The sequence below is a fragment of the Streptomyces sp. NPDC127106 genome (assembly GCF_042677605.1).
Lineage (GTDB): Bacteria > Actinomycetota > Actinomycetes > Streptomycetales > Streptomycetaceae > Streptomyces.
This window is the reverse complement of the sequence record NZ_JBHXTC010000002.1, coordinates 42,344-64,615: the sequence shown is the minus strand read 5'-3', so window position 1 is coordinate 64,615 and position 22,272 is coordinate 42,344. Positions and strand designations below refer to the sequence as shown.

The window sequence follows — 22,272 nt, the reverse complement described above, 5'->3', positions numbered from 1 at the left end:
ACCGGTCGTACGCGACGGTCGTATGTGACGCACCGTGGCCTGTGCGACACGCGCCGCGATGGCTACCCTGGCCCCGGACGACGTACCGGGAGGAGCACGCACGTGGCAGACACCATCATTTCGCAGCCGAACTCCGGCTGGGGCAAGCCCGACCTGGACCTCAGCCAGGCGGACTGGCAGTCCAGCAGCCGGGGGGCGGGCGACGTCCAGATCGCCTTCGTCGAGGGGTTCATCGCCATGCGCAACAGCGAGCGCCCCGAGAGCCCGTCGCTGATCTTCGCGCCGGACGAGTGGCGCAGGTTCGTCCTCGGTGCCCGGGGCGGCGAGTTCGACCTCACCTGACCCGCCCGCCCCGACCACCCGCCGACGCCGCCGGACCGCGCAGCCGCAGCGCCCGGCGGCGTCGGCGCGCAACCGCTCACGACCGGGTACGCGCCCAGCGCAACCCCGGTGGGCAGGCCCGTCCGGCGGGCAGTGTTGCCGCATGGACTACAGCGAACGCCTTTCCCACTTCCGCAACGAGACCCTGGCCTTCGAGAAGGCGATCGGCCGCGCCGTCGCCGAGGCCGGCGAAGGCCCGCTGCCCCTCGTCCCGTCCTGCCCGGGCTGGTCGCCCTCCGACCTCCTCGGCCATCTGGGCGGCGTACACCGCTTCGTCGGCCGCATCCTGCGCGACCGCCTCGCCGAGGCCCCCGACCCCACCGACCTCTCCCTCTTCGAGCTCCCCGCAGACCCGCAGACCCTGGCCGCCTGGCCGCTCCCGGAGCAGGCGCCGAACCGCGGGCCGCTGACGCCGCCGGTGACGGCCTGGTTCGGGCAGGGCGCACGGCAGCTCGCCGACCTCTTCCACGAGCTGGGACCCGACGAGCCCGTGTGGACCTGGTCCGCCGACCGCAGCCAGCGCACCAGCGGCTTCTGGCTCCGGATGCAGACCATCGAGCTCGCGATCCACCGCTGGGACGCGGAGGGCGCCACCGGAACCCCCGGCCCCGTCGACGCGGACGTCGCTGCCGATGCCGTCCCGCAGACCTTCGAGGTCATGGCCCCCTTCCGGCGGGCCGTGGCCGCCGCCCCGCCCGGCGCGGGGGAGTGCTACCGGTTCCGCCGTACGGACGGTCCCGGAACCTGGACGGTGACGTTCCGCGGGGACCTCGTCCGCGTGGCGCAGGGCGCCACCGGTCCGGCGCACGTCGAGGCCGCCGGCACCGCCTCCGACCTGATGCTCTTCCTCTGGCGGCGGATCCCGGCGGACGATCTGGAGACCGCCGGCGACAAGGAGCTCCTCGCGCACTGGTTCACCCTCGTGCCGCCCCTGTAGGAGCCCGCCACTGCCCGCCCCGGGATCCGGAAACCCCGACCGGCCACGTACCATGGCGGCATGTCCTTCCTCCGCCGCAACCGCGCCGCCACACCCGCCGGCCCGGACTTCGACGTCCTGGCCATGGACCCGGGGGACTGGCCGGGCAATCTCGGGGCCGGGCTGCTCCCCGCGCCCGACGGCAGCTGCCAGGGCGTCTTTCTCCGCTACGACCTGTTCGGCGGACGCGGCCCCGCAATGATCATCGGGAACCTGCCCGAGGGCTCCCCGGCCCGGGACCTCGGCGAGGACCAGGTCCCCTTCGAGGTGGCCCAGCTCCTCGACGCCCTCGAGAACGACGAGGACGTCCACGTCACCGGCACCGAGGACTGCCCCGTGATGCAGGGCGACAACCTCCTCATCGTCCGGAAGGTCAAGCTCTCCGAGACCCGGATCAGCTGCGTGCAGTTCGACCGCAGCGACAACGTGCTGGTCACCATCGCCAGCTGGGACCGGCCCATCAGCGACGACCTGTACGCCCTGCTCAAGCCGCTGCCCGCCGAGCTCTTCCAGCAGGGCTGACGGCAGGGCCGACGGCAGGGCCGGGAGACCCGGCAGACCAGGGAGACCCGGCAGGTCCGGAAGGCGCCGCCGACCCGCGGCGCCCCGGTCGTGCCCGCCACACCGCCCGGCCCGCTACGCGTCCGCGATGTCGTTCGCCGCGATGTAGCCGAACGTCATCGCGGGGCCGATCGTCGATCCCGCGCCCGCGTAGCTGTGCCCCATCACCGCCGCGCTCGCATTGCCCGCCGCCCACAGGCCCCGGATCACCGAGCCGTCCGGCCGCAGCGCCCGCGCCCGCGCGTCCGTGACGATGCCGCCCTTCGTCCCGAGGTCGCCCGGCACGATCCGGAAGGCGTAGAAGGGCGGCGCCCACACCGGCGCCAGGCACGCGTTCGGGTACACGGCCGGGTCCGTGTAGTAGTGGTCGTACGCCGTGTCCCCGCGGTGGAAGTCGGCGTCGTTCCCGCTCCACGCCTGTGCGTTGAACCGGTTCAACGTCGCCCGCAGCGCCCCCGCCGGCACCCCGATCTGCCCCGCGAGCGCGTCCCACGTCCAGGCCTTGCGGACCGCGCCCGCCCCGTACCAGGAGTCCGGGAAGGGCAGCGTCGGCAGGACGTCCTTGAACAGGTACCTGTTGCGGTAGTTCTGGTCCACGATCAGCCAGGCGGGGATGTGCGAGCCGGGTGCGCCCCGGTCCTTCTCGTACATCACGTGCACCACATCGCTGTACGGGGCCGCCTCGTTGACGAACCGGACGCCCGCCGCGTTCACGATCAGCCCGCCCGGCAAGGTGCGCTCGGCCAGGCAGAAGTACGGCTCCCCCGGCAGCGGGATCGACGGCCCCCACCAGGCGTCCTCCATCAGGGCCAGCGCCGCCCCCGCCCGTTCGCCGGCCCGGATGCCGTCGCCGGTGTTCTCCTTGGCCCCCACCGACCACTGCGTTCCGATCGGCTGCTGCTGGTACTGCGCCCGCATCTGCGCGTTGTGCTCGAACCCGCCCGAGCCGATGACGACCCCCTTGCGGGCGCGCACCACACCCCGTACGCCCTCCCGCTCCACCACCACACCCGCGACCGCCCCGCCTTCCCGCACCAGGTCCACCAGCGGGCTGCCGAGCCACACCGGAACCCCGGCCCGCAGCAGACCCGCCCGCAGCCCGGCCGCCAGGGCCTGGCCCATGGTCAGCGGCTTCTCCCCGCGCAGTGCCGCCGCCGTACCGCGCGCCAGGCATGCGGCGGACACCGCCGTCCCCCTGGCGTTGACGGCGGCGAGGGTCAGCCACTTGTAGTCCTGACTGAACACCACCATCCCGGCGGGGACCGGCATGTACGCCGGGTTCAGCCGGGCGAGTTCGGCGCCCAGGACGTTGCCGTCGAGCTGGTCGGGCTCGATGGAGCGGCCGTTCGGCAGCCCTCCCGGGAGGTTCGGGTAGTAGTCGCTGTACCCGTCCATGTACCGGAAGCGCAGCGGACTGTTGGCCATCACGAAGTCCAGCATCCGCGGCCCGTGCGCCAGGAACGCCGCCTGCCGGTCCGCCGGCACCTCCGGCCCGACCACCGCGGCCAGGTACGCCGCCGCCTTCTCCGGGGTGTCGGGCACGCCCGCGCGCAGGATCACCGAGTTGTTCGGCAGCCAGATCCCGGCCCCGGACCGGGCCGCCGAGCCGCCGAAGGTGGTGGCCTTCTCGACCACGAGCACGCTCAGGCCCCGCCGTGCGGCCGTGAGCGCCGCGGTCATCCCGGCGGCCCCCGAGCCGACCACCACGACGTCGTACTCGCCGAGCGGAGCCCCCTGGCCGGAGGCGTCGGCCCGCGCCGCGGCGGCCGGCAGTACGGCGGCCGCCACCCCGGCCCCGGCCCCGGCGAGGACCGACCGGCGGGAGGGCCGGGTCGGGGAACCAGGGGCGGGGGAGGGGGCGGCGCTCGCAGTCATGGGCAGGCTCCAACGGGAAGGGGAGGAAAGCGACACGGCGTCTGATGCCGTATCAGAAACCTGTGCGCGGGAGCACGGGAAGTCAAGCCATGCGCGGCCCCGGACGCACGAAATCCCGTGGTACGCACACGGGTTGTGTGCGCCACGGGATTTTCGTACGGGGTGCGGGACCGCCCGGGTCAGCGGGTCCCGACCGCCGCGCGTACCGCCCTGCGGGCCATGCCGCAGTCGTCGTGCAGACGGCGCAGCAGCAGCCGCTGCTCCTCGCCGGAGGACAGGGCGCCCGCCGGCAGGGGCTGCACCGGCGCGGCCGCCGCCATCGACCGCTGGACCGCCGTTTCGGACATCCGGATCTCCCGGGTCAACACCAGCATCAGGTTGACCAGGAAGGCGTCCCGTGCGGCCGGTCCGGCCGCCTGGGCGAGCCGGCTGATCTGGCTGCGCGCGGCCGGGGCGTCGCCCAGGACCGTCCACAGCGTGGCCAGGTCGTAGCCGGGCAGGTACCAGCCCGCGTGCTCCCAGTCGAGCAGCACCGGCCCGGCGGGGGACAGCAGCAGGTTGGACAGGAGCGCGTCGCCGTGGTTGAACTGCCGCTGCACGCCCGCCAGTTTGAGGCCGTGCAGCAGCTTCTGCAGGTCACCCAGGTCCCGGTCGGTCAGCAGCCCCAGCTCGTGGTACCGCGCGATCCGCTGCGGATAGTTGAGCGGATCCTCGAACAGCTCCGTCGGCGGCCGCCACTGGTTCACCCGACACACCGCGCCCAGCGCAGCCCGCACGTCGGCCCGCGGCGGGGCCTCCACGGGGTGCCGCTGCAATGCCGCGACCCGGCCCGCCATCCGTTCGACCACCAGCGTGCAGTTCTCGGGGTCCGCGGCGATCAGCCGCGGCACCCGGACCGGCGGGCGGTGCCGGACGAACGCCCGGTACGCCGCTATTTCGTGCCGGTACCGCTCGCGCCATTCCGGCGAGTGGTCCAGTAAAACCTTCGCCACGGCCGTTGCCCGGCCCGTCGTCCCGACCAGCAGGACCGACCGGCCGCTGCGCCGCAGCACCTGCACCGGCGCGAACTCCGGACAGATCCGCTGCACCGAGGCGAGCGCGGTGCGCAACTGCGCGCCCTGCGGCCCGGACAGGTCGATTCTTCCGCTGAGCGGCTGCGTGGCGGCCCCCGGCATGCGCCGCGCCCGCAGCGCGCCGGGCACCGGTGCCGCGGGACGGCCGGGATCGAGATAGGCGCCGCCGCCCGCCTGGAGCGTGCGGTGCGGCCGGACCGGGGCGGACACGGAGGACGTTGCTGCGTACATGGCTTGCGGTTCCCTTCGTGCGCCGACGAGTTGCGTACGCCGCCCCGCCGATCCCGTACTTCACCCTGGGGAGTTCCGCCGGTGACCGGGTCGGGGAGGCGCATTCCTACCTGACACCCGGCGATGGGTGGCGGACCACGAAGCGGGCCCTGGCGAAGCCTGGCGAATAGTCGTGGGGCACCTGACGGAGGGCTACTGTCAAATCAGCCGAGAACCTGGGGGCTTGACGTGAGCAAGGGACCAAACACCCGACTGAGTGACCTGTTCGGCCTGGCCGGCTGGTCGAAGGGTGAGCTGGCGAGGATGGTCAACCGGCAGGCGGCGGCCATGGGCCACCACCAGTTGGCCACCGACACCTCGCGGGTGCGGCGCTGGATCGACATGGGGGAGACCCCCCGCGAACCCGTACCCACCGTATTGGCGGCCCTGTTCACCGAGCGGCTCGGTCGTGTCGTGACCATCGAGGACCTCGGGTTCGTACGGCAGCGGCGCACCTCCAAAAGGCAGGCGGACGGGGTGCAGGAGAACCCCGACGGCATGCCCTGGGCGCCCGAACGCACAGCCGCGGTCCTCACCGAATTCACGGGAATGGACCTCATGCTCAACCGTCGCGGTCTGATGGGCGCGGGAGTGGCGCTCAGCGCCGGCTCCGCCCTCACCAACGCCATGTACGACTGGCTCCACACCGACGTGCGCGCCGTCAAGGACACACAGCGCTTCGGAGAACCCTTCCAGGCCGATCCGGTCGCCTACGACCGCTACGAGGCCGCCCCCATCGGCTCCGAGGAGATCGAAGCCCTGGAGCGCTCCGTGGAGGTCTTCCGCGCCTGGGACGCCTCCAGAGGCGGTGGCCTGCAGCGCAAGGCCGTGGTCGGGCAGCTGAACGAGGTCGGCGGCATGCTGGCCTACCACCACCCCGACCACCTCCAGCGGCGGCTGTGGGGAGTGGCGGCCAACCTGGCGGTCCTGGCGGGCTGGATGTCCCACGACGTCGGCCTCGAACCCACCGCGCAGAAGTACTTCGTCATCGCCGCGCACGCGGCCCGCGAGGGCGGCGACAGGCCGCGCGCCGGGGAGGCGCTGTCCCGCGCCGCCCGCCAGATGGTCCACCTCGGCCGTCCCAACGAGGCCCTGGACCTGATGAAGCTGGCACAGTCCGGCTCCGGCGAGCGGACCCTGCCGCGCACCCGCGCCATGCTGCACACCATCGAGGCCTGGGCGCAGGCCGCCCTGGGCAAGGGCCAGGCCATGCGCCGCACGCTCGGCGAGGCCGAGGAGCTGTTCGTGTCGGACAAGGGCGACGTGCCCCCGCCCTCGTGGATGCAGCACTTCGACGAGGCCGACCTGCACGGCATGCAGGCCCTGGCCTACCGCACCCTCGCCGACCACGACCCCTCCGCCGCCCCGATCGCCCAGCAGCACGCCAAGGAGGCGCTGCGGCTGCGGTCCGGCGGCCACCAGCGCTCGCAGATCTTCGACTACATCTCGATGGCGTCCGCCTGCTTCCTCGCCGACGACCCGGAACAGGCCGACCGGTACGCCCGGCTGGCCCTGGTCTCCATGAACGAGACCTCCTCGCACCGGACGTGGGACCGGCTGCGCGAGATGTACCGGCTGACGGCCCAGTACGCGGGGTACGCGCGCATCGAGGACCTGCGGGCCGAGATCGAGCTCGCCCTGCCCAACAGCCCGGCGCAGCAGACCGTCTAGACCTTGAGCCGGCCCACCGGATCCGTGTCCTTATCCGTATTCCTCAACCCTGCCCGCAACGGAACCAGCAACCGCACCCACATCTGCATCCACGACCGTCTCTGCGTCCGTGTCGGCTTCGGCATCCCGTCCGCCTCCACCGGCCTGCGAAGACGGGCAAGGCCGCGCCCTTCGGCGCGGCCACGACATCCTCGGTCTGTCCGTAGTCCCGTCAATCCGCGATCCGGGCGACGAGGACGCAGGCGTCGTCCTCCCGTTCGCCCTCGCCGAACTCCTCCACCACCATCCGCAGGCAGTCCTGCGCCGACCGCGCCGCCGTGATCCGCGACGCCAGCGCCAGCAGCCGCTCGGTGCCGGTCGACCGGACCGCGCCCGTGCTGCGGGAGGAGAACCCGTCCGTGTGCAGGACCAGGACGTCGCCGGCTTCCAGCTGCTCCTCGGCCTGCCCGTACGCCGCTCCTGACGTCGCGCCGAGGAGTACGCCCTCCGGCGGGACCAGGGCCCGGGCTGCCCCGCCGCGGAACAGCAACGGGGCCGGGTGTCCGGACTGGGCCCAGGAGAGCGTCCGGCGGGCGGGATCGTAGCGGCAGCACACGGCCGACCCGAGCGCGGGCTGCGCGGAGGCCTCCAGCAGCTGGTTGAGCCAGCCCATCAGCGGGCCCGGCTCGATACCGGCCATGGCCATCCCGCGCAGCGCGCCGAGCACCATCGCCATGCCGGAGGTGGCCGTCACCCCGTGACCCGTGAGGTCTCCCACGGTCAGCAGCGAGCAGCCGTCGGCCAGTTCGAGCGCGTCGTACCAGTCGCCGCCGATCAGGGTGCTGCTCGCGGACGGGAGGTAGTGCGCGGCCACGTCGAGCGCGCCCGTGTTGCCGCGCGGGAGCCGCAGGGAGCCGCGCCACGGGGGGAGCACGGCTTCCTGCAGCTCTACCGCGAGCCGGTGTTCGGTCTGCGCGATCTCGCGCCGGCGCTGCAGCGAGTCCCGTGACTCGCGGACGGCGCGCTGGCTGCGGCGCAGCTCACTCACGTCCCGGAGCACGGCCCACATGGAGGCGGCGCAGCCGTCGGAGTCGAGCACCGGCTCGCCCCGCATGTGGAGGGTACGGACCCGGCCGTCGGCGCGGACGATGCGGAACTCCCCGTCGATCGGCTTGCCGTCGACCAGGCAGGCCGTCACCATCGCGGTCAGCAGCGGCTGGTCCTCGGAGAACAGGGTGGATCCCAGTTCGTCGAGGGGGAGCGGGCCCGCCTCGAGGGAGCGGCCGAAGATCTGGAACAGCTCCTCGGACCAGGTGACCTCGTCGGTCAGGAGGTTCCACTCGGCGCTACCGACGCGGGTCTGCACGGCGGTCTCGGCGTCGGCCTCCGGGCCCGGTTCCGGGAGCCCTTCGAGGGCGGGAGCGGGCGGTAGTCCCTCCTTGAGCTGGTCCAGGTGCTCGCGCAGGCCGTCGAGGTGGTGCACGGCGAGGTCGCACAGCGCCCGCTGCCAGCGGCCCTGGACATCGTCGTCATCGACGACGGTGTCGCGGCGCACGGCGTCCACACCGCCGCGCAGCCGCCGGGTCTGCGAGATCAGTGCGTCCACCGACCCGGGCTCGGGCGGCTGCGCGGGACGGTCCGCGAACAGGTGGGACGGCATGGGGACTCCGATACAGGCGCAACGCGGCCAGGTATGAAGGGTGGGCCTACGACGACTGTGGCACAGGCCGCAAGAACCCGTAAGGCGTTTGGCAACATCCGCAAAGGCCTTGCTTCTGGCATATGCCAAGGGCCTCGCGGCCGGTCTCCTGACCGTGCGAACGATTCCGGTCATGATTCCGGCCGCGGTTCCGGTCGGCGGTCACCGGCGGCCCCGTCCCCGGCCCGTCTTCCGCCCCGGCCGCCCGTGCAGCAGCGGAGCCCCGGCCGTCAGACGGTGAGCGGTACCGGGTGGATCTCGCTGGCCGGGTGGCCGGTGCGGGTGTGGATCCGCTGGACCGCCTCCGCCGAGGGTGCCTCGGACAGGCAGTACACCGTCCCCGACTCCGGGTCGGCCCAGGCCCGCTCGAAGTGCACGCCCTCGTCCTTCTCGATCGCCAGGTCAGCCTTGTGGGCGGCTTGCATCTCGGCCTGCGTGATGCCCTTCATGTCGTGGTGGACATCCATGAACTTCATCGCCACGCACCTCCTGTCGGGTTCTCTCCTTCCATCGTCCGCCCGTGTCCGGAAACAGTCCTGCCGGAGCGGCGCCGGTCGAGCGTTCGCGCGAGGCGCGGCCCGTTCGGGTGGCGGGACTCGTACGCAGCGCCCCGCAACGCCCTGGTGTGGCACCCCCCGAACGAAGGACCCCCGCCCGCGCGCTCCCCCTGCCGTTCCGCTTTCCCACCCGTCGGACGGCCGCTACCCTACGTGCCGGTAATGAGCCGGAGGTGAAGAAGAGAGGCCCAACACCCGCGGCGCCGAGGGGCGCGTGCGGCCACACCGCGCACGTGGACACGGTGGGCGCCCTGAACGTCCTACGGGCCGGGCTGGCCCGTCGCGAAGCCGTACCGGCACAGCGAGAAGCCCCCGGCCTCAGCCGGGGGAGGAGTCACCGCCAACATCTGCCGCTGCGTCACCTGCTTCCGTATCCGCGCGGCCATCCGCAGCGCGGCCGCCCGTATGTGAGCGGCAGGTGAGCGGGAAGGCCCCGGTGACACCCCCGTCGTTCCCGGGGCCGTCCGCCCACGGTCAAAACTAGGCGCACGGTGGCCGGTTCGCAGGGACCGCTGCGCACAGTGACCGGGCGAGACCGGTATCACAGCGCACAGTGTGCGGCGGCTGGTTGAATGCGCCCGCGCGACCCGCACCGAACGGAGCCCGGCATTGGCCACCCCTCCCGCACCCACCCCGCAGACCCCGCCGGACCGGACCACGGCCGCCGAACCCGCCCGTCCCGGCTCCCGGTCCGAGGACGTCCTCAAAGCGCACCGGCTCGCCCACTCCGGTGGCTCCGCCGCACTGCTGCAGTGGCTCGCCGGCCGGCTCGACGGCTGGACCGGCGTACTGGACCCGAAGAGGGCGGACGCGCCCGACGCGCCCTCCGCCGCGCCGCGAGCGGCCCGCCCCGGCGCGGCGGGACTGGCCGCCCGCGGAGTGCGGTCGGCCGTCCTGGACGACGACGGCTCCGCCGTGCTGCTGTTCGCGCTGGACCGCGGCCGCGTCCTGGCCGCCCAGGTGGAACGACCGTACGACCCGGCGGTACCCGCCCTGCTCGCGGACGCGGCCGTGCCGCTGGCGCTCGTCCTGCGCGCGGAGGAGGCCGAACGGCGCGCGCAGCGGGCCGACCTCGCCGAGTCGCGGGCCCGAGAGGCCGTCCTGCACCTGCTGATGGCCGGCCGGCTCGCCACCGCCCACCAGATCGCCGAGACCCTGTCCCCGTCCCTGCCCGACCCGATGCGCATGTACGTCGTCGAATCCCGGCCGGGGCAGCGGGCCGAGGTCAGCCGGGTGTGCCGCGAGCTGACGGACGGCCGGGCGTGGATCGTGCGCTGCCCGGTGTACGCGCGCCACCTGATCGCCTTCGTCCCGACCGACCGCGCGGCCGCCTCCGCGACGCACGACCCTCTGGCCGAGGCGCTGGTCGCGGCAGTGCCGGACTGCGTGGTCGGGATCAGCGCGCAACTGCCGCTGCGGGAGGCCCCGGCCGCCTACACCCAGGCCTTCCACGCGCTGGCCGTCGCCCGCGGCCGCGCCGGGCACCACGCCCGCTTCGGGCCCGCCCCCGAACCGGAACTGGCCGCCCACGAGGCCGGGGCCGGCTGGGCCGTGGCCCTCCTCGCGCCGCTGCACACGTACGAGCCCCGGCGGCCCCAGGACCCCGGTGGGCAGGAGCTGCGGGCCACCGTCCACGCCTGGCTGAACTTCTCCTCGCACGCGACCCGGCTGCTGAAGATCCACCGCAACACCCTGGCGGGCCGGCTGCGCCTGGTCGAGTCCGTCCTCGGCATGGACCTCGCACGGCTCCCGGAACAGGCCGCGCTCTCGCTCGCGCTGCGGCTCACCCCCGGCGGCGCCGGCCCGTCCCGGTTCCCGGCCGCGCAGGCCGACCCCGGGGCCGGAGCCGCACCCGGAGCCGCACCCGGAGCCGCACCCGGGGCCGGAGCCGCGGGCGGCCTGGACGCCGTACTGCGCCATCCGCACCTGGCGGCCTGGTCGCGCGCCCAGCTGGCCCCGCTGACCGGGCCCGACGCCCCGCCAGGGGCGCTCGAGACCGTACGGGCCTGGCTGCGCCACGACGCCCAGCTCGCGGCGACGGCGAGCGCGCTCGGCATCTCGGTGCCCGGCACCCGCAAGCGGCTCACCCGGATCGAGGGCCTGCTCCAGCGCTCCCTGCTCCGGTCGCCGAGCGCCCGCTACGACCTGTGGTTGGCCGGCCGGGCCGCTGAACTGGCCGGGCTCCCGGTGGAACACCACCCAACACCACCCCGAAAAGGGGCAAACGCCTTGAAAAATGCATGATCATGCCTGAATGAGGCGCATCAATCCGAAGCGCGTGCTGGTGGGTGAGCCGCTCGACACCGCACGACTGGGCGAGACCCTGCTGCCCAAACGGCTCGCCCTGCCGATCTTCTGCAGCGACCCGCTCTCGTCCGTGGCGTACGCCACCGAGGAGATCCTGCTGATCCTCGCCCTCGGCGGCGTCGCCCTGCTCCACCTCGCCTGGTACGCGGCCGCGGCCATCGCGTTCCTCCTCGTCGTGGTCGTCGCCTCGTACCGACAGACCTGCCACGCCTACCCGGGCGGCGGCGGGGCGTACGTCGTCAGCTCGGAGAACCTCGGCCAGGGCGCCGCCCTCACCGCCGCCAGCGCTCTGCTCGTCGACTACGTGCTGACCGTCGCCGTCTCCGTGGTCTCCGGCGTGGACGCCATCACCTCGGCGGTCCCCGCCCTCAGCGACCACGAAGTGGCCCTGTCGGTGGCGTTCGTGGTGCTGTTGACGGTGATGAACCTGCGCGGCGTGCGGGAGTCCGGGCGGATCTTCGCCATTCCCACCTACGGCTTCATCGCCGTCATCTACCTCATGTTCGTCGTCGCCGCGGTCCGGATCGCGGGCGGCGCCACCCTCCGCGCCGAGTCCGCCGACCTCCCGATCACCGCCGTCGGCACCTTCACCGGGCTCGGCGTCGTCCTCCTCGCCCTGCGCGCCTTCGCCTCCGGGTGCACGGCCCTGACCGGCGTCGAGGCCATCAGCAACGGCGTGCCCGCCTTCCGCAAGCCCAAGAGCCGCAACGCGGCCAACACGCTGGCCGCGATGGGCGCCCTGTCGGTCACCATGTTCCTCGGGATCACCACGCTCGCCATGGTGTACCAAGTCCACGTCGCCGCCGACCCGACGGAACTGGGCCTTCCCCCCGGCACGCCGATGTCCACCGCGCTCGCCCAGATCGGCCGCACCACCTTCGGCGACTGGCACGTCCTGTTCTACCTGCTCCAGGCAGCCACCGCCGGGGTGCTGATCCTCGCCGCCAACACCGCGTTCAACGGCTTCCCGATGCTCGCCTCGATCCTGGCCCGGGACCGGTACGCGCCCCGCCAGCTCTTCAACCGCGGCGACCGGCTCGTCTACTCCAACGGCATCGTCCTGCTCGCACTCACCGCGATCGCCCTGATCGTCGCCTTCGACGCCCAGCTGACCCGCCTCATCCAGCTGTACATCATCGGCGTCTTCGTCTCCTTCACCCTCTCCCAGACGGGCATGGTCCGGCACTGGCGGCGCGCACTCGCCTCACCGGCCACGCCGCGGCAGCAGCGGATCCACATCCACCGGCGGCTCGCCATCAACGCGGTCGGCGCGGCCCTGACCGCCCTGGTCCTGGTCGTCGTCCTCGTCACGAAGTTCACCCACGGCGCCTGGCTCGTCGTCATCGCGATGCCGCTGCTCTTCCTCGGCATGAAAGCGGTCCGCCGCCACTACGACCGGGTCTCCGCCCAGGTCGCCGTCGCCGCGGACGCCCGGCCCCGCAAGCCCGCCCGCCACCACGTCCTGGTCCTGGTCTCCGCCGTGCACGCCCCCACCCTGAAGGCCCTCGGCTACGCACAGGGCCTCCACCCGGACACCCTGACCGCCGTCACGGTCGCCGCCGACGAGGGCGAGGCCCACCGGCTGCGCGAGGCGTGGGCGCAGCACGACCCGGGCGTGCCCCTGAAGATCCTGCACTCCCCGTACCGCGAGGTGATCGGGCCGGTCCTCGCGCACATCCAGGAACTGGCCGCCGCCGAGGGCACGGACATGCTCTCCGTGGTCATCCCCGAGTACGTGGTGGGCCACTGGTGGGAGCAACCCCTGCACAACCAGAACGCCCTGCGCCTGAAGGCCCGTCTGCTGTTCACCCCGGGCGTCGCCGTGATCGACGTCCCCTACCTCCTGGCCTCGGCGCGGCCGTCGCAGGCCTCCCGGCACACGCCCTGAACCGCCCCCCGCCCGGCCCTTCCCGCGCGGCCGGCCGGTCAGCCGGAGCGATGGGGCGGACGCGCCCCGCCGGGCTTCGCGGTGGGGGCGGTGTCGCCCGCCGTGCGCTGCAGGACCGCGGCGTGGGCCAGGGCCAGTTCCACCACGTGCGCCGGGTCGGACAGCGAGCGGCCGGTGAGGTGCTCCAGGCGGCGCAACCGGTTCGAGACGGTGTTGCGGTGGCAGTACAGCACCTGCGCGGCCCGCGTCGTCGAACCCCGGCAGGCGAGCCACGTGCCCAGCGTGGTCAGCAGGACGCGGCAGTCCTCCGCGGGCAGCGCCAGCACCGGGCCGAGCACCACCTGCCGCAGCCGGCACGCCAGTTCGGCCTGCGAGGCCACGAGCGCCATCGGCAGCCGTTCGTCCAGCAGCACCGTGTGCGGCCCTGCCGACGCGGGCGCGGTGCGCAGCGCGAGCGCGGCCAGCCACCGGGCCCGCGCCAGGTCCCCCGGGGCTTCCACGACCGGGCTCACCCCGGCCCGCACCCCGAGCGGGGCCAGCAGGTCCCGTACGGACTCCAGCGGATGGCGGCCCAGCTCCACCAGACCGGTCTCCCCGTCGGCGCGGATCCGCCACAGCACCCGCGGCCCCGCCGCTGGCTCGGCGCCCCGCCCGCCGGCGCTGCCCGAGCCGATCACCACCACCGCGAACCGGCCCCGCTCGGGCAGCCCCAGCTGGGCCGCGGCCTCCGAGGCCACCGGGCCGTCCGCAGGGCCCCCGCCGTCGAGCAGGGTGTCCAGCAGGGACGCCCGGCGCTCCCGGTCGCGGTCGCAGCGTGCGGCTTCCGTACGGCGGTACGCCTCGGCCACCGCGTCCGTCAGCTGGTCCACCACGTCCCACAGCACCGCGGCGAGCGGCAGCAGCCGGGGGAGCGCGGCCGGATCGTGCGCGGACACCGCCTCGGTGAGGGTGTGCCACAGCAGCCGGCCGCCCCGCCGGTAGGTGCGCAGCAGCGAGGCGAGCGGCAGGCCCTGCTCGGCGCGGAGCGTGCCGGTGGCCCGGGCGTCGCCGAGCTCCACCTGCAGCCCGCGCGCGCTGCGGACCAGTCCCTCGACGGACTGTGCGAGGTTGTGGTGGATCCGCTCGCGCAGCTCGGCCCGGCCGAGCAGGGCGGCGTACGCGGGGTCCTCGGCCAGCGTCCGGTCGGCGAGCCGGTCCGCCGTCACGGCGATCCGGCGGGACAGTTCCTCTCGAATCTCCTCGATGATCCGCTCCATGGGGGGCAGAGTGACACGTGAGGGGCACCGGTGGGGAGGGCCGGGGTCCGTCGTGTCCGCTAGCGTGTCCGAATCACTGCGAGTGGAGTGGCCACCCCGCAGTGTGCAGCCCGCCCACACACCCACACACCGTCAGGAACCGCCCATGCGCCACAATCCCGAGCGCCGCACCGCGCTGCTCGACGCCGCCATCGAAGTCCTGGCGCGCGAGGGCTCGCGCGGCCTGACCCTGCGGGCGGTCGACGCCGAGGCGGGCGTGCCGACCGGGACCGCCTCGAACTACTTCGCCAACCGGGCCCAGCTGCTCGTGCAGATCCTGCACCGCACCCGGGAGCGGATCGCCCCCGACCCGGCGGACCTGCCCACACCGCTGGACGTCAAGGTGCTGCTCATGCTGCTGCTGGAGCGGATGCGGCGCGAGCGCAGCGTGCACATCGCGATGCTGGAGCTGCGGCTGGAGGGCATCCGGCGCCCCGAGCTCCAGGCGGAGGTGGCCGCGTTCCAGGGCGCGGAGCTGGAGGCGAACATCGCCTGGCACCTGGAGGCGGGCCTGCCCGGGGACCGGCAGGGCGTGCTGCTGCTGTACTTCGCGATGCTGGGCCTGATCGTGGAGGACCTGACCGCGCCGGCGCTGCTGGAGGCCTACCCCGTGGCGGGCGTCATCGACTCGATGGTCGAGCGACTCCTCCCGGAATCCCCCGCACAGTGAGTATTGTGCCGGTCGGGGGAGTGCCGGCACGATGCGCGGAGGAAGACCGTGGACATGACCGGGGACCGAGGCGGCGCCATACGGTGGCTCGCCGACTGGGACGGCTGGTACGCCGGCCTCACCTTCGCCCGGGGCATCGCCCCCGAGGAGCTCGCCCGGCGCCTGGGCGCACTGCCCGGCATCCGGCCGGGTCCGCTGGGCGCCGCCGACGCCTGGACCATGGTCGCCGAGACCGTGGACGGCGACGGCGTGGCCCGGGTCGGCCGGTGGGGCGGCTGGTCCTTCGCCGTGGAGCACGGCATGCCGGCGGGCGCCGACCGGCTGGCCGAGGTCTCCCGCTGCGGGGTGGAGGCCGTCCACCTCGACCCCCAGCCCGACCATCCGCCGAAGCTGTTCTCGTACGCCCGTGACGGGGAGCTGGTCTGCTGCTTCGGCCTCGGCGAGGAGGCCTGGCGGGGCGGCCACCGGCCGGACTACCTGCTCCCGGAACTCGTCGCCGCCGGCGTCCTCACCGCCGACGGCGCCTCCCACACCCACCGCGAGGACGAACCCTGCACCGACCGGGACCGCCGCACCCTCACGGTGCTGGAGCGCCGTTTCGGCCTCTCCCTGCCGCGCCGCCTGATCGAGGACGCCCCGCTCCCGGCCTTCGTGACCTGCACGCAGTGACGCGCACCGGTGACGTGCGCGCGGTGAGCGCTGCCCGGGCGGCCGGCGGCGGGCGCGGGTCACCCGGACGGGCCATGCCCGTTCGCGTCGGCCGCTCGAATCCCCCGGAGGCCCCACGGCTCCCCGGCCCCCGCCGCCGGGCCGTGATCAACAATCCCGATCAGAAGTCGACGGGTTCCGGCCAAGGTGTCGCGCTGTTCTGTGCATGTTCCCGCGGAAAATGCCAGATGGCCCTTCCGCTCTGATGAACGCGAGTAGGTTCCTCCCTGTCGCACCGTACGACGCCACTTCGCACATCCGGTCGGGAGGGGAGCCCGCGTGCCCGGGATCGACGAATGCCTGCTCGAAGCCATGGCCCTGCCTGGTGCGCGCGGGGCCGCGCTGGTCGACTGGAGCAGCGGACTGGCCCTCGGCACCGCCGGGGAGTCGCCCGTCGGCGACCACGAGACCACCGCCGCCGAGACGGCGGAGCTGGCCAGGGCCGCCGCCGAGTACGAGTCCTTCGCCCAGCCCGCTCCGGCGGCGATGGCCCAGGCGGCCGCCGTCGGAGCCGACGGCCCGCCCGTGGAGGACGTGATCGTCACCACCCGGACCGGCTACCACGTGCTCCGCTTCGTCGAGACCAGCTTCGACAGCAGCGTTTTCCTCCACCTCTGGCTCGACCGTACCGAGGGCAACTTAGCCCTCGCCCGCCACCGACTCAGGGCCCTCGCAGAGGGACTGGTACTCAGATGACCGCCTTCGCCGCCGCCGTCTCCCCGCTCCTCACCCGACTCGCCGCCGAGCGCGCCACCGGCGCCCTGCTCCGCGACCGCGGCACCCTCTTCCTCCAGGACGGCCACATCGTCCACGCCGAGAGCCCGGCCACCCCCGGCCTCGACGTCCTGCTCACCACCGGCGGCGGCCTCGCCCCCGAGCGCTGGCGCGAGGCCGTCGACCGGGCGGGCGCCCACGGCCAGGTCGCCCGCTTCCTCGTGGACAGCGGGGGCCTCGCCGGTGGCGAACTGGAGATCTGCCACCTCGCCGCGATCTTCGACGCCGCCTTCTTCGCGCTCTCCCCGGGCAGCGGGCCCTCCCGGTTCCGCCGCGGGGCCACCCACTGGATCGGCTCCGTCCGCTCCGTCCCCGCCGCCGCGGTCGAGCGCGAGACCCAGCGCCGCCGGGAGCTCCTCGACGCGGTCTGGCCCTACCCGCAGCTGGACACCGCCCCCGTGGTGCCCCGCGCGGCCGCCCCCGGCCAGACGGTCACCGCCCGCCAGCGGCTCCTGCTGGCCCACGCGAACGGCGTCCGGACCCCCGCGGACCTGGCCTGGGTCCTGGGCCGGCCCGCCTTCCACACCCTGCTCGACGTGCGGCGGCTCGCGGCCGCGGGCCTCGTGGAGACCCCGCACCCGCCGGCCCCGGCACCCGTCGTGACGACCCTGCCCGACTGGATGACCCAGACCCAATCCCCGGACGTGGCGCTGCTCCGCCGGTTACGCGACGCACTGGAGGCAAGCCTGTGAGGCTCCCGCTGCGACCGGCACTGCGCGCCGAGCGCGCCGACCGCCCCGAGCGGAGGCAGCCCGAAAGGAGAAAAGCCGACATGAGCACGGCGATGGTGCCCGCGGAGGCCGAAGCCGAGATCCTCGCCGAGCTCCGCCGGCTGCGAGCCCGGGTCCCCCAGCTCAGCGGGGCCCTCGCCGGCAGCTCCGACGGCCTGGTCCTCGCCCAGGACAGCGCCGCCACCGAGGTCGAGGCCGTCGCCGCCCTGACCGCGGCCGCCCTCGGGGTGGCCCAGCGGCTCAGCGACAGCACCGGCCAGGGCGGATTCCGCGAGCTCCTCGTCCGCGGCGAGCACGGATACGTGGCGACGTACGCCGCCGGCGAAGCCGCCGTCCTCACCCTGATCGCGGAGCCCCGCGTCAACGTGGGACGGCTCCACCTCGAGGCCCGTCGCTCCAGCCTGCGCATCGCCGAGCTGATCGACCACACCCTGGGGCGCCGCGGACCCGGGCCGGCCCTGCCGCCGTCCCCGTCCGCCTGACACCCCCGAAGCAACCGAAGAACCACGCAACCGGAAGACCACGAAGCGCCCGCACCGTGCGTGCGCCACTCGTACACAAGGAAGGAACCGGATCATGGCCAGTGTGGAGACCGCACTCAAGGAAGCCACCACCGTCATCGACGGAGCGCTGGGCGCCGCCCTCGTCGACTACGACAGCGGCATGGCCCTCGGCACCATCGGCGGCGGCAAGGACCTCGACCTCAGCGTGGCCGCGGCGGGCAACACCGACGTGGTGCGCGCCAAGGTGCGCACCATGGACATGCTCGGGCTCAAGGAGGAGATCGAGGACATCCTGATCACCCTCGGCAGCCAGTACCACCTGATCCGGCTGCTGAAGGGACGCGGGAGCAAGGGCTTCTTCCTCTACCTCGCGCTCGACCGCGGCCGCGCGAACCTCGCGATGGCCCGGCACCAGCTCAAGAAGATCGAGAACGAGCTCGAAGTCTGAGCGAACGTTCGGTCGAACATCGACGCCGAGGTGGCGGGCGGCTGAAATCTTTGCCGTCCGTCCCGGCCCGCCAGGGCAAATGTCCAGGATGGGGGGACTTTATCATCCCGTAACCGAGTAGGATGCTCTCAACCTCTGATCATCCAAAGAGTTTGATTCGCTGGAGAACCCCTCACCCATGCCCCCGCGCCTGAGCATCGTCGTCCCTGTCTACAACGTCGAGCTCTACCTCGACGAGTGCCTGGAGTCCATCGCCGCACAGACCTTCGCCGACTTCGAATGCATCCTGGTCGACGACGGTTCCACGGACAACAGCGCCGCTATCGCCAAGGCCTTCGCCGCGAGGGACAAGCGGTTCCGGGTCGTCATGCAGGAGAACGCCGGCCTCGGTGCCGCCCGCAACGTGGGTGCCCGGCACCTCACCGAGGGCACCGAGTACCTGGCCTTCGTCGACAGCGACGACACCATGCCCGACTACGCGTACGAGCGCCTGATCGCCGCCCTCGACGAGACCGGCTCCGACTTCGCGGGCGGCAACGTCCAGCGCTTCCGCTCCGTCGGCATGCAGCAGTCCTGGGGCCACCGGGCCGCCTTCGCGAAGACCCGGCTGAAGACCCACATCTCCACGTTCCCGGAGCTCGTCACCGACCGCACCGCGTGGAACAAGGTCTACCGCCGCAGCTTCTGGGACGAGCACGGCTTCCAGTACCCGGAGGGCATCCTCTACGAGGACGCCCCGGTCAGCATCCCGGCGCACTACTTCGCCTCCAGCGTCGACATCCTCAGCGAGTGCGTCTACCACTGGCGCGTCCGCGAGACCGGCGAGCGCTCCATCACCCAGCGCTCCACCGACCCGGTCTCCGTCATCGACCGCGTCACCTCCATCCGCCTGGTCCGCGAGGCCCTCAAGGGCAAGCAGGGCGCCAAGTACGTCCGCTACCTGCGTGACTACGACCACAACGTGCTGAGCGAGGAGCTCCCGCTCATCTACAAGTACGTCGGCGAGGGCGGCCCCGAGTTCCGCGCCGCCTTCGTCAAGGAGGTCGGCGGCCTCGTCCGCGAGATCGGCCCCGCCCCCTGGTCCGGCCTCACCGTCGCCGACCGCCTCAAGGCGTACCTGGCCAGCGAGGGCCGCGTCGAGGACTTCATCGCCCTCACGGACCACCAGCGCGACTACTCCTACAGCGTCCCGGCGAAGGGCCTGGCGCGCCCGCAGGCCGACTACCCGTTCCTGCACGGCCGTCCGCCGGTCCCCGCCAAGCTCCTCACCCTCGGCACCCGCGAGCTCCGCGTCGTCAGCCGGCTGGAGCAGGCCGTCTGGAAGGACGGCAAGCTGCTGCTGCGCGGCTACGCCGTCCCCGGCCACCTCGGTGCCGAGAGCCGCCTGGCCTCCCGCAAGGTGCTGGTCTTCCGCGAGGGCGGCAAGCGCCGCCGCAGCGTCGTGAACACCCGCACGGTCGCGTCCCCGATGGCCACCGTGAACGTCTCGCACCTGGCCCTGCGGCACGCCGACTGGGCCGGCTTCACGGCCGTCGTCGACCCGAGCACCTTCCAGTCCGGCGGCACCTGGCGCGACGGCATATGGACCACCTCGGTCGCCGTCACCGGGGCCGGCGGCCTGCACCGCGCCCGCCTCAAGGGCGGCGAGTCCGACAGCGGCCAGAACCCGCCCGCCCACTGGGTGGCCCCGGACGTCCGCATCGTGCCCCACATCCAGGGCTCCCTGACCATCCAGGTCGAGGTCGTCCGGGCGCGCGCCCTCGACGTCCGCCCCGGCGCCGACGACTCCGTCGAGATCGCCGGCGAGATCGCAGCCGAGCTCGGGGGCTCCGGCGCGACCCTGCGCGCCGAGCACGTCTCCAGCGGCACCGTCCTCACGTTCCCCCTGGAGACCGCCGCGGCCACCGGCGCCGGCCGGGTCCCGTTCACGGTGCGCGTGCCGCTGGCCGACCTGGCCGCCGTACCGTACGGCGAGGTCGCGCCCGGCGAATGGTCCCCCGAGCCGTGGGCCCTCGCCGTCACCGGCACCGGCACCGACGGCAAGGGCCACCGCCTCGTGCACGACGAGCGCGGCGGCTTCACCGGCCTGGTCCTCCCGCTGCCCGGCGGCGACACCGGCCGCACCGTCTTCGCCAAGCGCGGCAACAGCGGTCACCTGACCCTCTCCGTGCAGCCCTCTCCGCCGCTGGTCGACGAGGTCTCCGCCCAGGACGGCGCCTTCACGCTGCGCGGCCGCTTCGCCGCCGCCACCGACGAGCCGTACGAGCTGGTCTTCCACAACGCGAGCGGCACCGAGTTCAGCTACCCCGTCACCCGTGACGGCGACCGCTTCGAGGCCGTCTTCGAGCCGGTCCTGCCCGAGTCCTACGCCGGCCGCGCCACTCTGCCCCACGGCCGGTGGTGGCCGACGCTGCGCCCGGTCGCCCAGGCCGGTACCACCGCGGGCCTGCTCGGCGTCGACCGCGGTGCCCCCGTCCAGTTCGCGCCCTCCTGCCTGCACGCCGGCCCCGTCGGCCTCACCCTGCACGGCCGCCGGATGCGGATCGAGGCCCGCTTCTACGACCGGATGGCGCTCGTCGCGGACGAGATGCTCAGCCCCCACGACCGTTCCCGGTACGCCCAGCGCGTCCTGCGCGACGAGACGTACCCGGCGCGCCGCGCCCTGCCCCTGAAGGACATCGTCGTCTACGACACCTTCCAGGGTCAGGCCGCCGGCGACGCGCCGCGCGCCATCCACGAGGAGCTGGTGCGCCGCGGCGAGAAGCTGGACCACATCTGGCTGGTCCGCGACGGCCGTGCCGAGGTCCCGCCGACCGCCCGCGCCGTGGAGTACGACAGCGTCGAGGCCTGGGACGCCCTGGCCCGCGCCCGCTACTACGTCCTGAACGACAGCGTGGCGCGCCGCTTCCAGCGCCGGGCCGGCCAGGTCGTCGTCCAGACCTGGCACGGCACGCCGATCAAGGAGATCGGCCACGACTTCATCCACGACTACTACACCAGCCCCGAGGTCCTGGACGGGCTGGAGCACGACAGCGCCCAGTGGTCGCTGCTCGCCTCCCCGAGCTCGTACGCCACGCCTCTGCTGAAGCGGGCCCTCGGCTACAAGGGCGAGGTCATCGAGTCCGGCAGCCCGCGCACCGACGCGCTCGTCCGGCCCGACGCCGAGCGGATCGCCGAGGTCAAGCGGCGCCTGGGGCTGCCCGAGGGCAAGAAGGTCGTCCTCTACATGCCGACCTTCCGGGAGAACCGCGAGAGCTTCTCCGGCGGCTACAAGCTCGACCTGCACATCGACCTCGACGCCGCCCGCGAGACGCTCGGCGAGGACCACGTCCTGCTGATCCGCGGCCACCACCGCGTCACCGAGCAGCTCCGCGACACGGTCCGGGACGGTTTCGCCGTCGACGTGTCCCGCTGGCCGGACGCGACGGACCTGCTCCTCGTCGCCGACGTGCTGATCTCGGACTACTGCTCGGCGCTGTTCGACTTCGCAGTCACCGACAAGCCGATCCTGCTCTTCACGTACGACCTCGAGCACTACCGGAGCACGCTGCGCGGCTTCAACTTCGACCTGGAGGCGAAGGCGCCCGGCCCGATGCTGGCGGACTCGGCGAGCCTGATCGAAGCCGTCCGCAACGCCGACGCCCTGTGCGAGGAGTACAAGGAGGCGCGGGCCGCGTTCCGTGCCGAGTTCTGCGACCTGGACGACGGCCACGCCACCGAGCGCGTCGTCGACCGGATGCTGGAGAAGGGCGCGAACCCGGAGGCCTGAGCCGAAGGAGTGCATTCCAGGCACTGAGCAGACCCGCCCCCCGCCCCCCCCCCCGCCCCCCGCGCCCGCCGGGCCGCGCGGGGAGCGGGGCGGAGGCCCCCCGCCCCCCCCCCGCGCGCGCCCCCCCCCCCGCGCCC

Annotated in this window: 18 protein-coding genes; 13 read left to right on the top strand and 5 right to left on the bottom strand. The window is 73.5% G+C overall.

Going from position 1 to position 22,272, the window contains the following annotated elements; genetic code table 11:
- Window positions 1–102: 102 nt before the first annotated feature.
- The 3 genes from ACFVGY_RS02990 (at window position 103) to ACFVGY_RS02980 (ending at window position 1,879) form a co-directional block, all read left to right on the top strand.
- The gene (locus ACFVGY_RS02990; protein WP_385670021.1) at window positions 103–342 is read left to right on the top strand and encodes a DUF397 domain-containing protein; all 240 of its coding nucleotides are present in this window, start codon (window positions 103–105) and stop codon (window positions 340–342) included.
- 142 nt (window positions 343–484) lie between these two features.
- Window positions 485–1,318, top strand: a complete 834-nt coding sequence (locus ACFVGY_RS02985; RefSeq protein ID WP_385670019.1) for a maleylpyruvate isomerase N-terminal domain-containing protein — start codon at window positions 485–487, stop codon at window positions 1,316–1,318.
- Between the two features lie 60 nt (window positions 1,319–1,378).
- On the top strand, window positions 1,379–1,879 hold the full coding sequence (locus ACFVGY_RS02980) for a hypothetical protein (RefSeq protein ID WP_385670016.1): 501 nt from the start codon (window positions 1,379–1,381) through the stop codon (window positions 1,877–1,879).
- A gap of 114 nt (window positions 1,880–1,993) precedes the next feature.
- Here ACFVGY_RS02980 and kstD read toward each other — a convergent pair whose 3' ends face one another.
- Complete coding sequence (kstD, locus tag ACFVGY_RS02975) at window positions 1,994–3,793, bottom strand: 3-oxosteroid 1-dehydrogenase (RefSeq protein ID WP_385670013.1); 1,800 nt, start codon at window positions 3,791–3,793, stop codon at window positions 1,994–1,996.
- A 179-nt stretch (window positions 3,794–3,972) separates the two neighbouring features.
- Window positions 3,973–5,097, bottom strand: a complete 1,125-nt coding sequence (locus tag ACFVGY_RS02970) for an aminoglycoside phosphotransferase family protein (protein ID WP_385670010.1) — start codon at window positions 5,095–5,097, stop codon at window positions 3,973–3,975.
- Window positions 5,098–5,325: 228 nt separating this feature from the next.
- On the opposite strand from ACFVGY_RS02970, the gene ACFVGY_RS02965 reads away from it, so the two are divergent.
- A complete protein-coding gene (locus tag ACFVGY_RS02965) occupies window positions 5,326–6,807 on the top strand; it encodes a hypothetical protein (protein ID WP_385670007.1) in 1,482 nt (493 codons plus the stop codon).
- A 211-nt stretch (window positions 6,808–7,018) separates the two neighbouring features.
- On the opposite strand, the gene ACFVGY_RS02960 is transcribed toward ACFVGY_RS02965, so the two are convergent.
- Both ACFVGY_RS02960 and ACFVGY_RS02955 read right to left on the bottom strand, forming a co-directional pair.
- Window positions 7,019–8,446 (bottom strand): PP2C family protein-serine/threonine phosphatase, encoded by a 1,428-nt coding sequence (locus tag ACFVGY_RS02960; protein ID WP_385670004.1) that lies wholly within the window; start codon window positions 8,444–8,446, stop codon window positions 7,019–7,021.
- Window positions 8,447–8,715: 269 nt separating this feature from the next.
- Window positions 8,716–8,961: an SCO4226 family nickel-binding protein gene (locus tag ACFVGY_RS02955; protein ID WP_385670001.1), complete on the bottom strand. Its 246-nt coding sequence runs from the start codon at window positions 8,959–8,961 to the stop codon at window positions 8,716–8,718.
- 690 nt (window positions 8,962–9,651) lie between these two features.
- Here ACFVGY_RS02955 and ACFVGY_RS02950 point away from each other — a divergent pair.
- Window positions 9,652–11,286 (top strand): helix-turn-helix domain-containing protein, encoded by a 1,635-nt coding sequence (locus tag ACFVGY_RS02950; RefSeq protein WP_385669998.1) that lies wholly within the window; start codon window positions 9,652–9,654, stop codon window positions 11,284–11,286.
- A 10-nt stretch (window positions 11,287–11,296) separates the two neighbouring features.
- Complete coding sequence (locus tag ACFVGY_RS02945; RefSeq protein WP_385669995.1) at window positions 11,297–13,237, top strand: APC family permease; 1,941 nt, start codon at window positions 11,297–11,299, stop codon at window positions 13,235–13,237.
- Window positions 13,238–13,275: 38 nt separating this feature from the next.
- Here ACFVGY_RS02945 and ACFVGY_RS02940 read toward each other — a convergent pair whose 3' ends face one another.
- A complete protein-coding gene (locus tag ACFVGY_RS02940; RefSeq protein ID WP_385669992.1) occupies window positions 13,276–14,493 on the bottom strand; it encodes a PucR family transcriptional regulator in 1,218 nt (405 codons plus the stop codon).
- A gap of 145 nt (window positions 14,494–14,638) precedes the next feature.
- Here ACFVGY_RS02940 and ACFVGY_RS02935 point away from each other — a divergent pair, with 145 nt between their 5' ends.
- The 7 genes from ACFVGY_RS02935 to ACFVGY_RS02905 all read left to right on the top strand — a co-directional run bounded on the left by ACFVGY_RS02935 (window position 14,639) and on the right by ACFVGY_RS02905 (window position 22,135).
- Entirely contained in the window at window positions 14,639–15,202 is a 564-nt protein-coding gene (locus ACFVGY_RS02935) for a TetR/AcrR family transcriptional regulator (RefSeq protein ID WP_385669989.1), read from the top strand.
- 54 nt (window positions 15,203–15,256) lie between these two features.
- Window positions 15,257–15,871 carry a DUF6461 domain-containing protein gene (locus ACFVGY_RS02930; protein ID WP_385669986.1) on the top strand — a complete coding sequence of 205 codons (615 nt, stop codon included), beginning with the start codon at window positions 15,257–15,259 and terminating at the stop codon, window positions 15,869–15,871.
- A gap of 318 nt (window positions 15,872–16,189) precedes the next feature.
- Window positions 16,190–16,606: a hypothetical protein gene (locus ACFVGY_RS02925; RefSeq protein WP_385669983.1), complete on the top strand. Its 417-nt coding sequence runs from the start codon at window positions 16,190–16,192 to the stop codon at window positions 16,604–16,606.
- Entirely contained in the window at window positions 16,603–17,376 is a 774-nt protein-coding gene (locus ACFVGY_RS02920; protein WP_385669980.1) for a transcriptional regulator, read from the top strand. Before ACFVGY_RS02925 ends, ACFVGY_RS02920 begins: the two co-directional genes overlap by 4 nt.
- A gap of 92 nt (window positions 17,377–17,468) precedes the next feature.
- Window positions 17,469–17,897: a roadblock/LC7 domain-containing protein gene (locus tag ACFVGY_RS02915; RefSeq protein ID WP_385670845.1), complete on the top strand. Its 429-nt coding sequence runs from the start codon at window positions 17,469–17,471 to the stop codon at window positions 17,895–17,897.
- Between the two features lie 94 nt (window positions 17,898–17,991).
- Window positions 17,992–18,366, top strand: a complete 375-nt coding sequence (locus ACFVGY_RS02910; RefSeq protein ID WP_361090341.1) for a hypothetical protein — start codon at window positions 17,992–17,994, stop codon at window positions 18,364–18,366.
- Between the two features lie 178 nt (window positions 18,367–18,544).
- The gene (locus ACFVGY_RS02905; RefSeq protein WP_385669977.1) at window positions 18,545–22,135 is read left to right on the top strand and encodes a CDP-glycerol glycerophosphotransferase family protein; all 3,591 of its coding nucleotides are present in this window, start codon (window positions 18,545–18,547) and stop codon (window positions 22,133–22,135) included.
- Window positions 22,136–22,272: the final 137 nt, after the last annotated feature.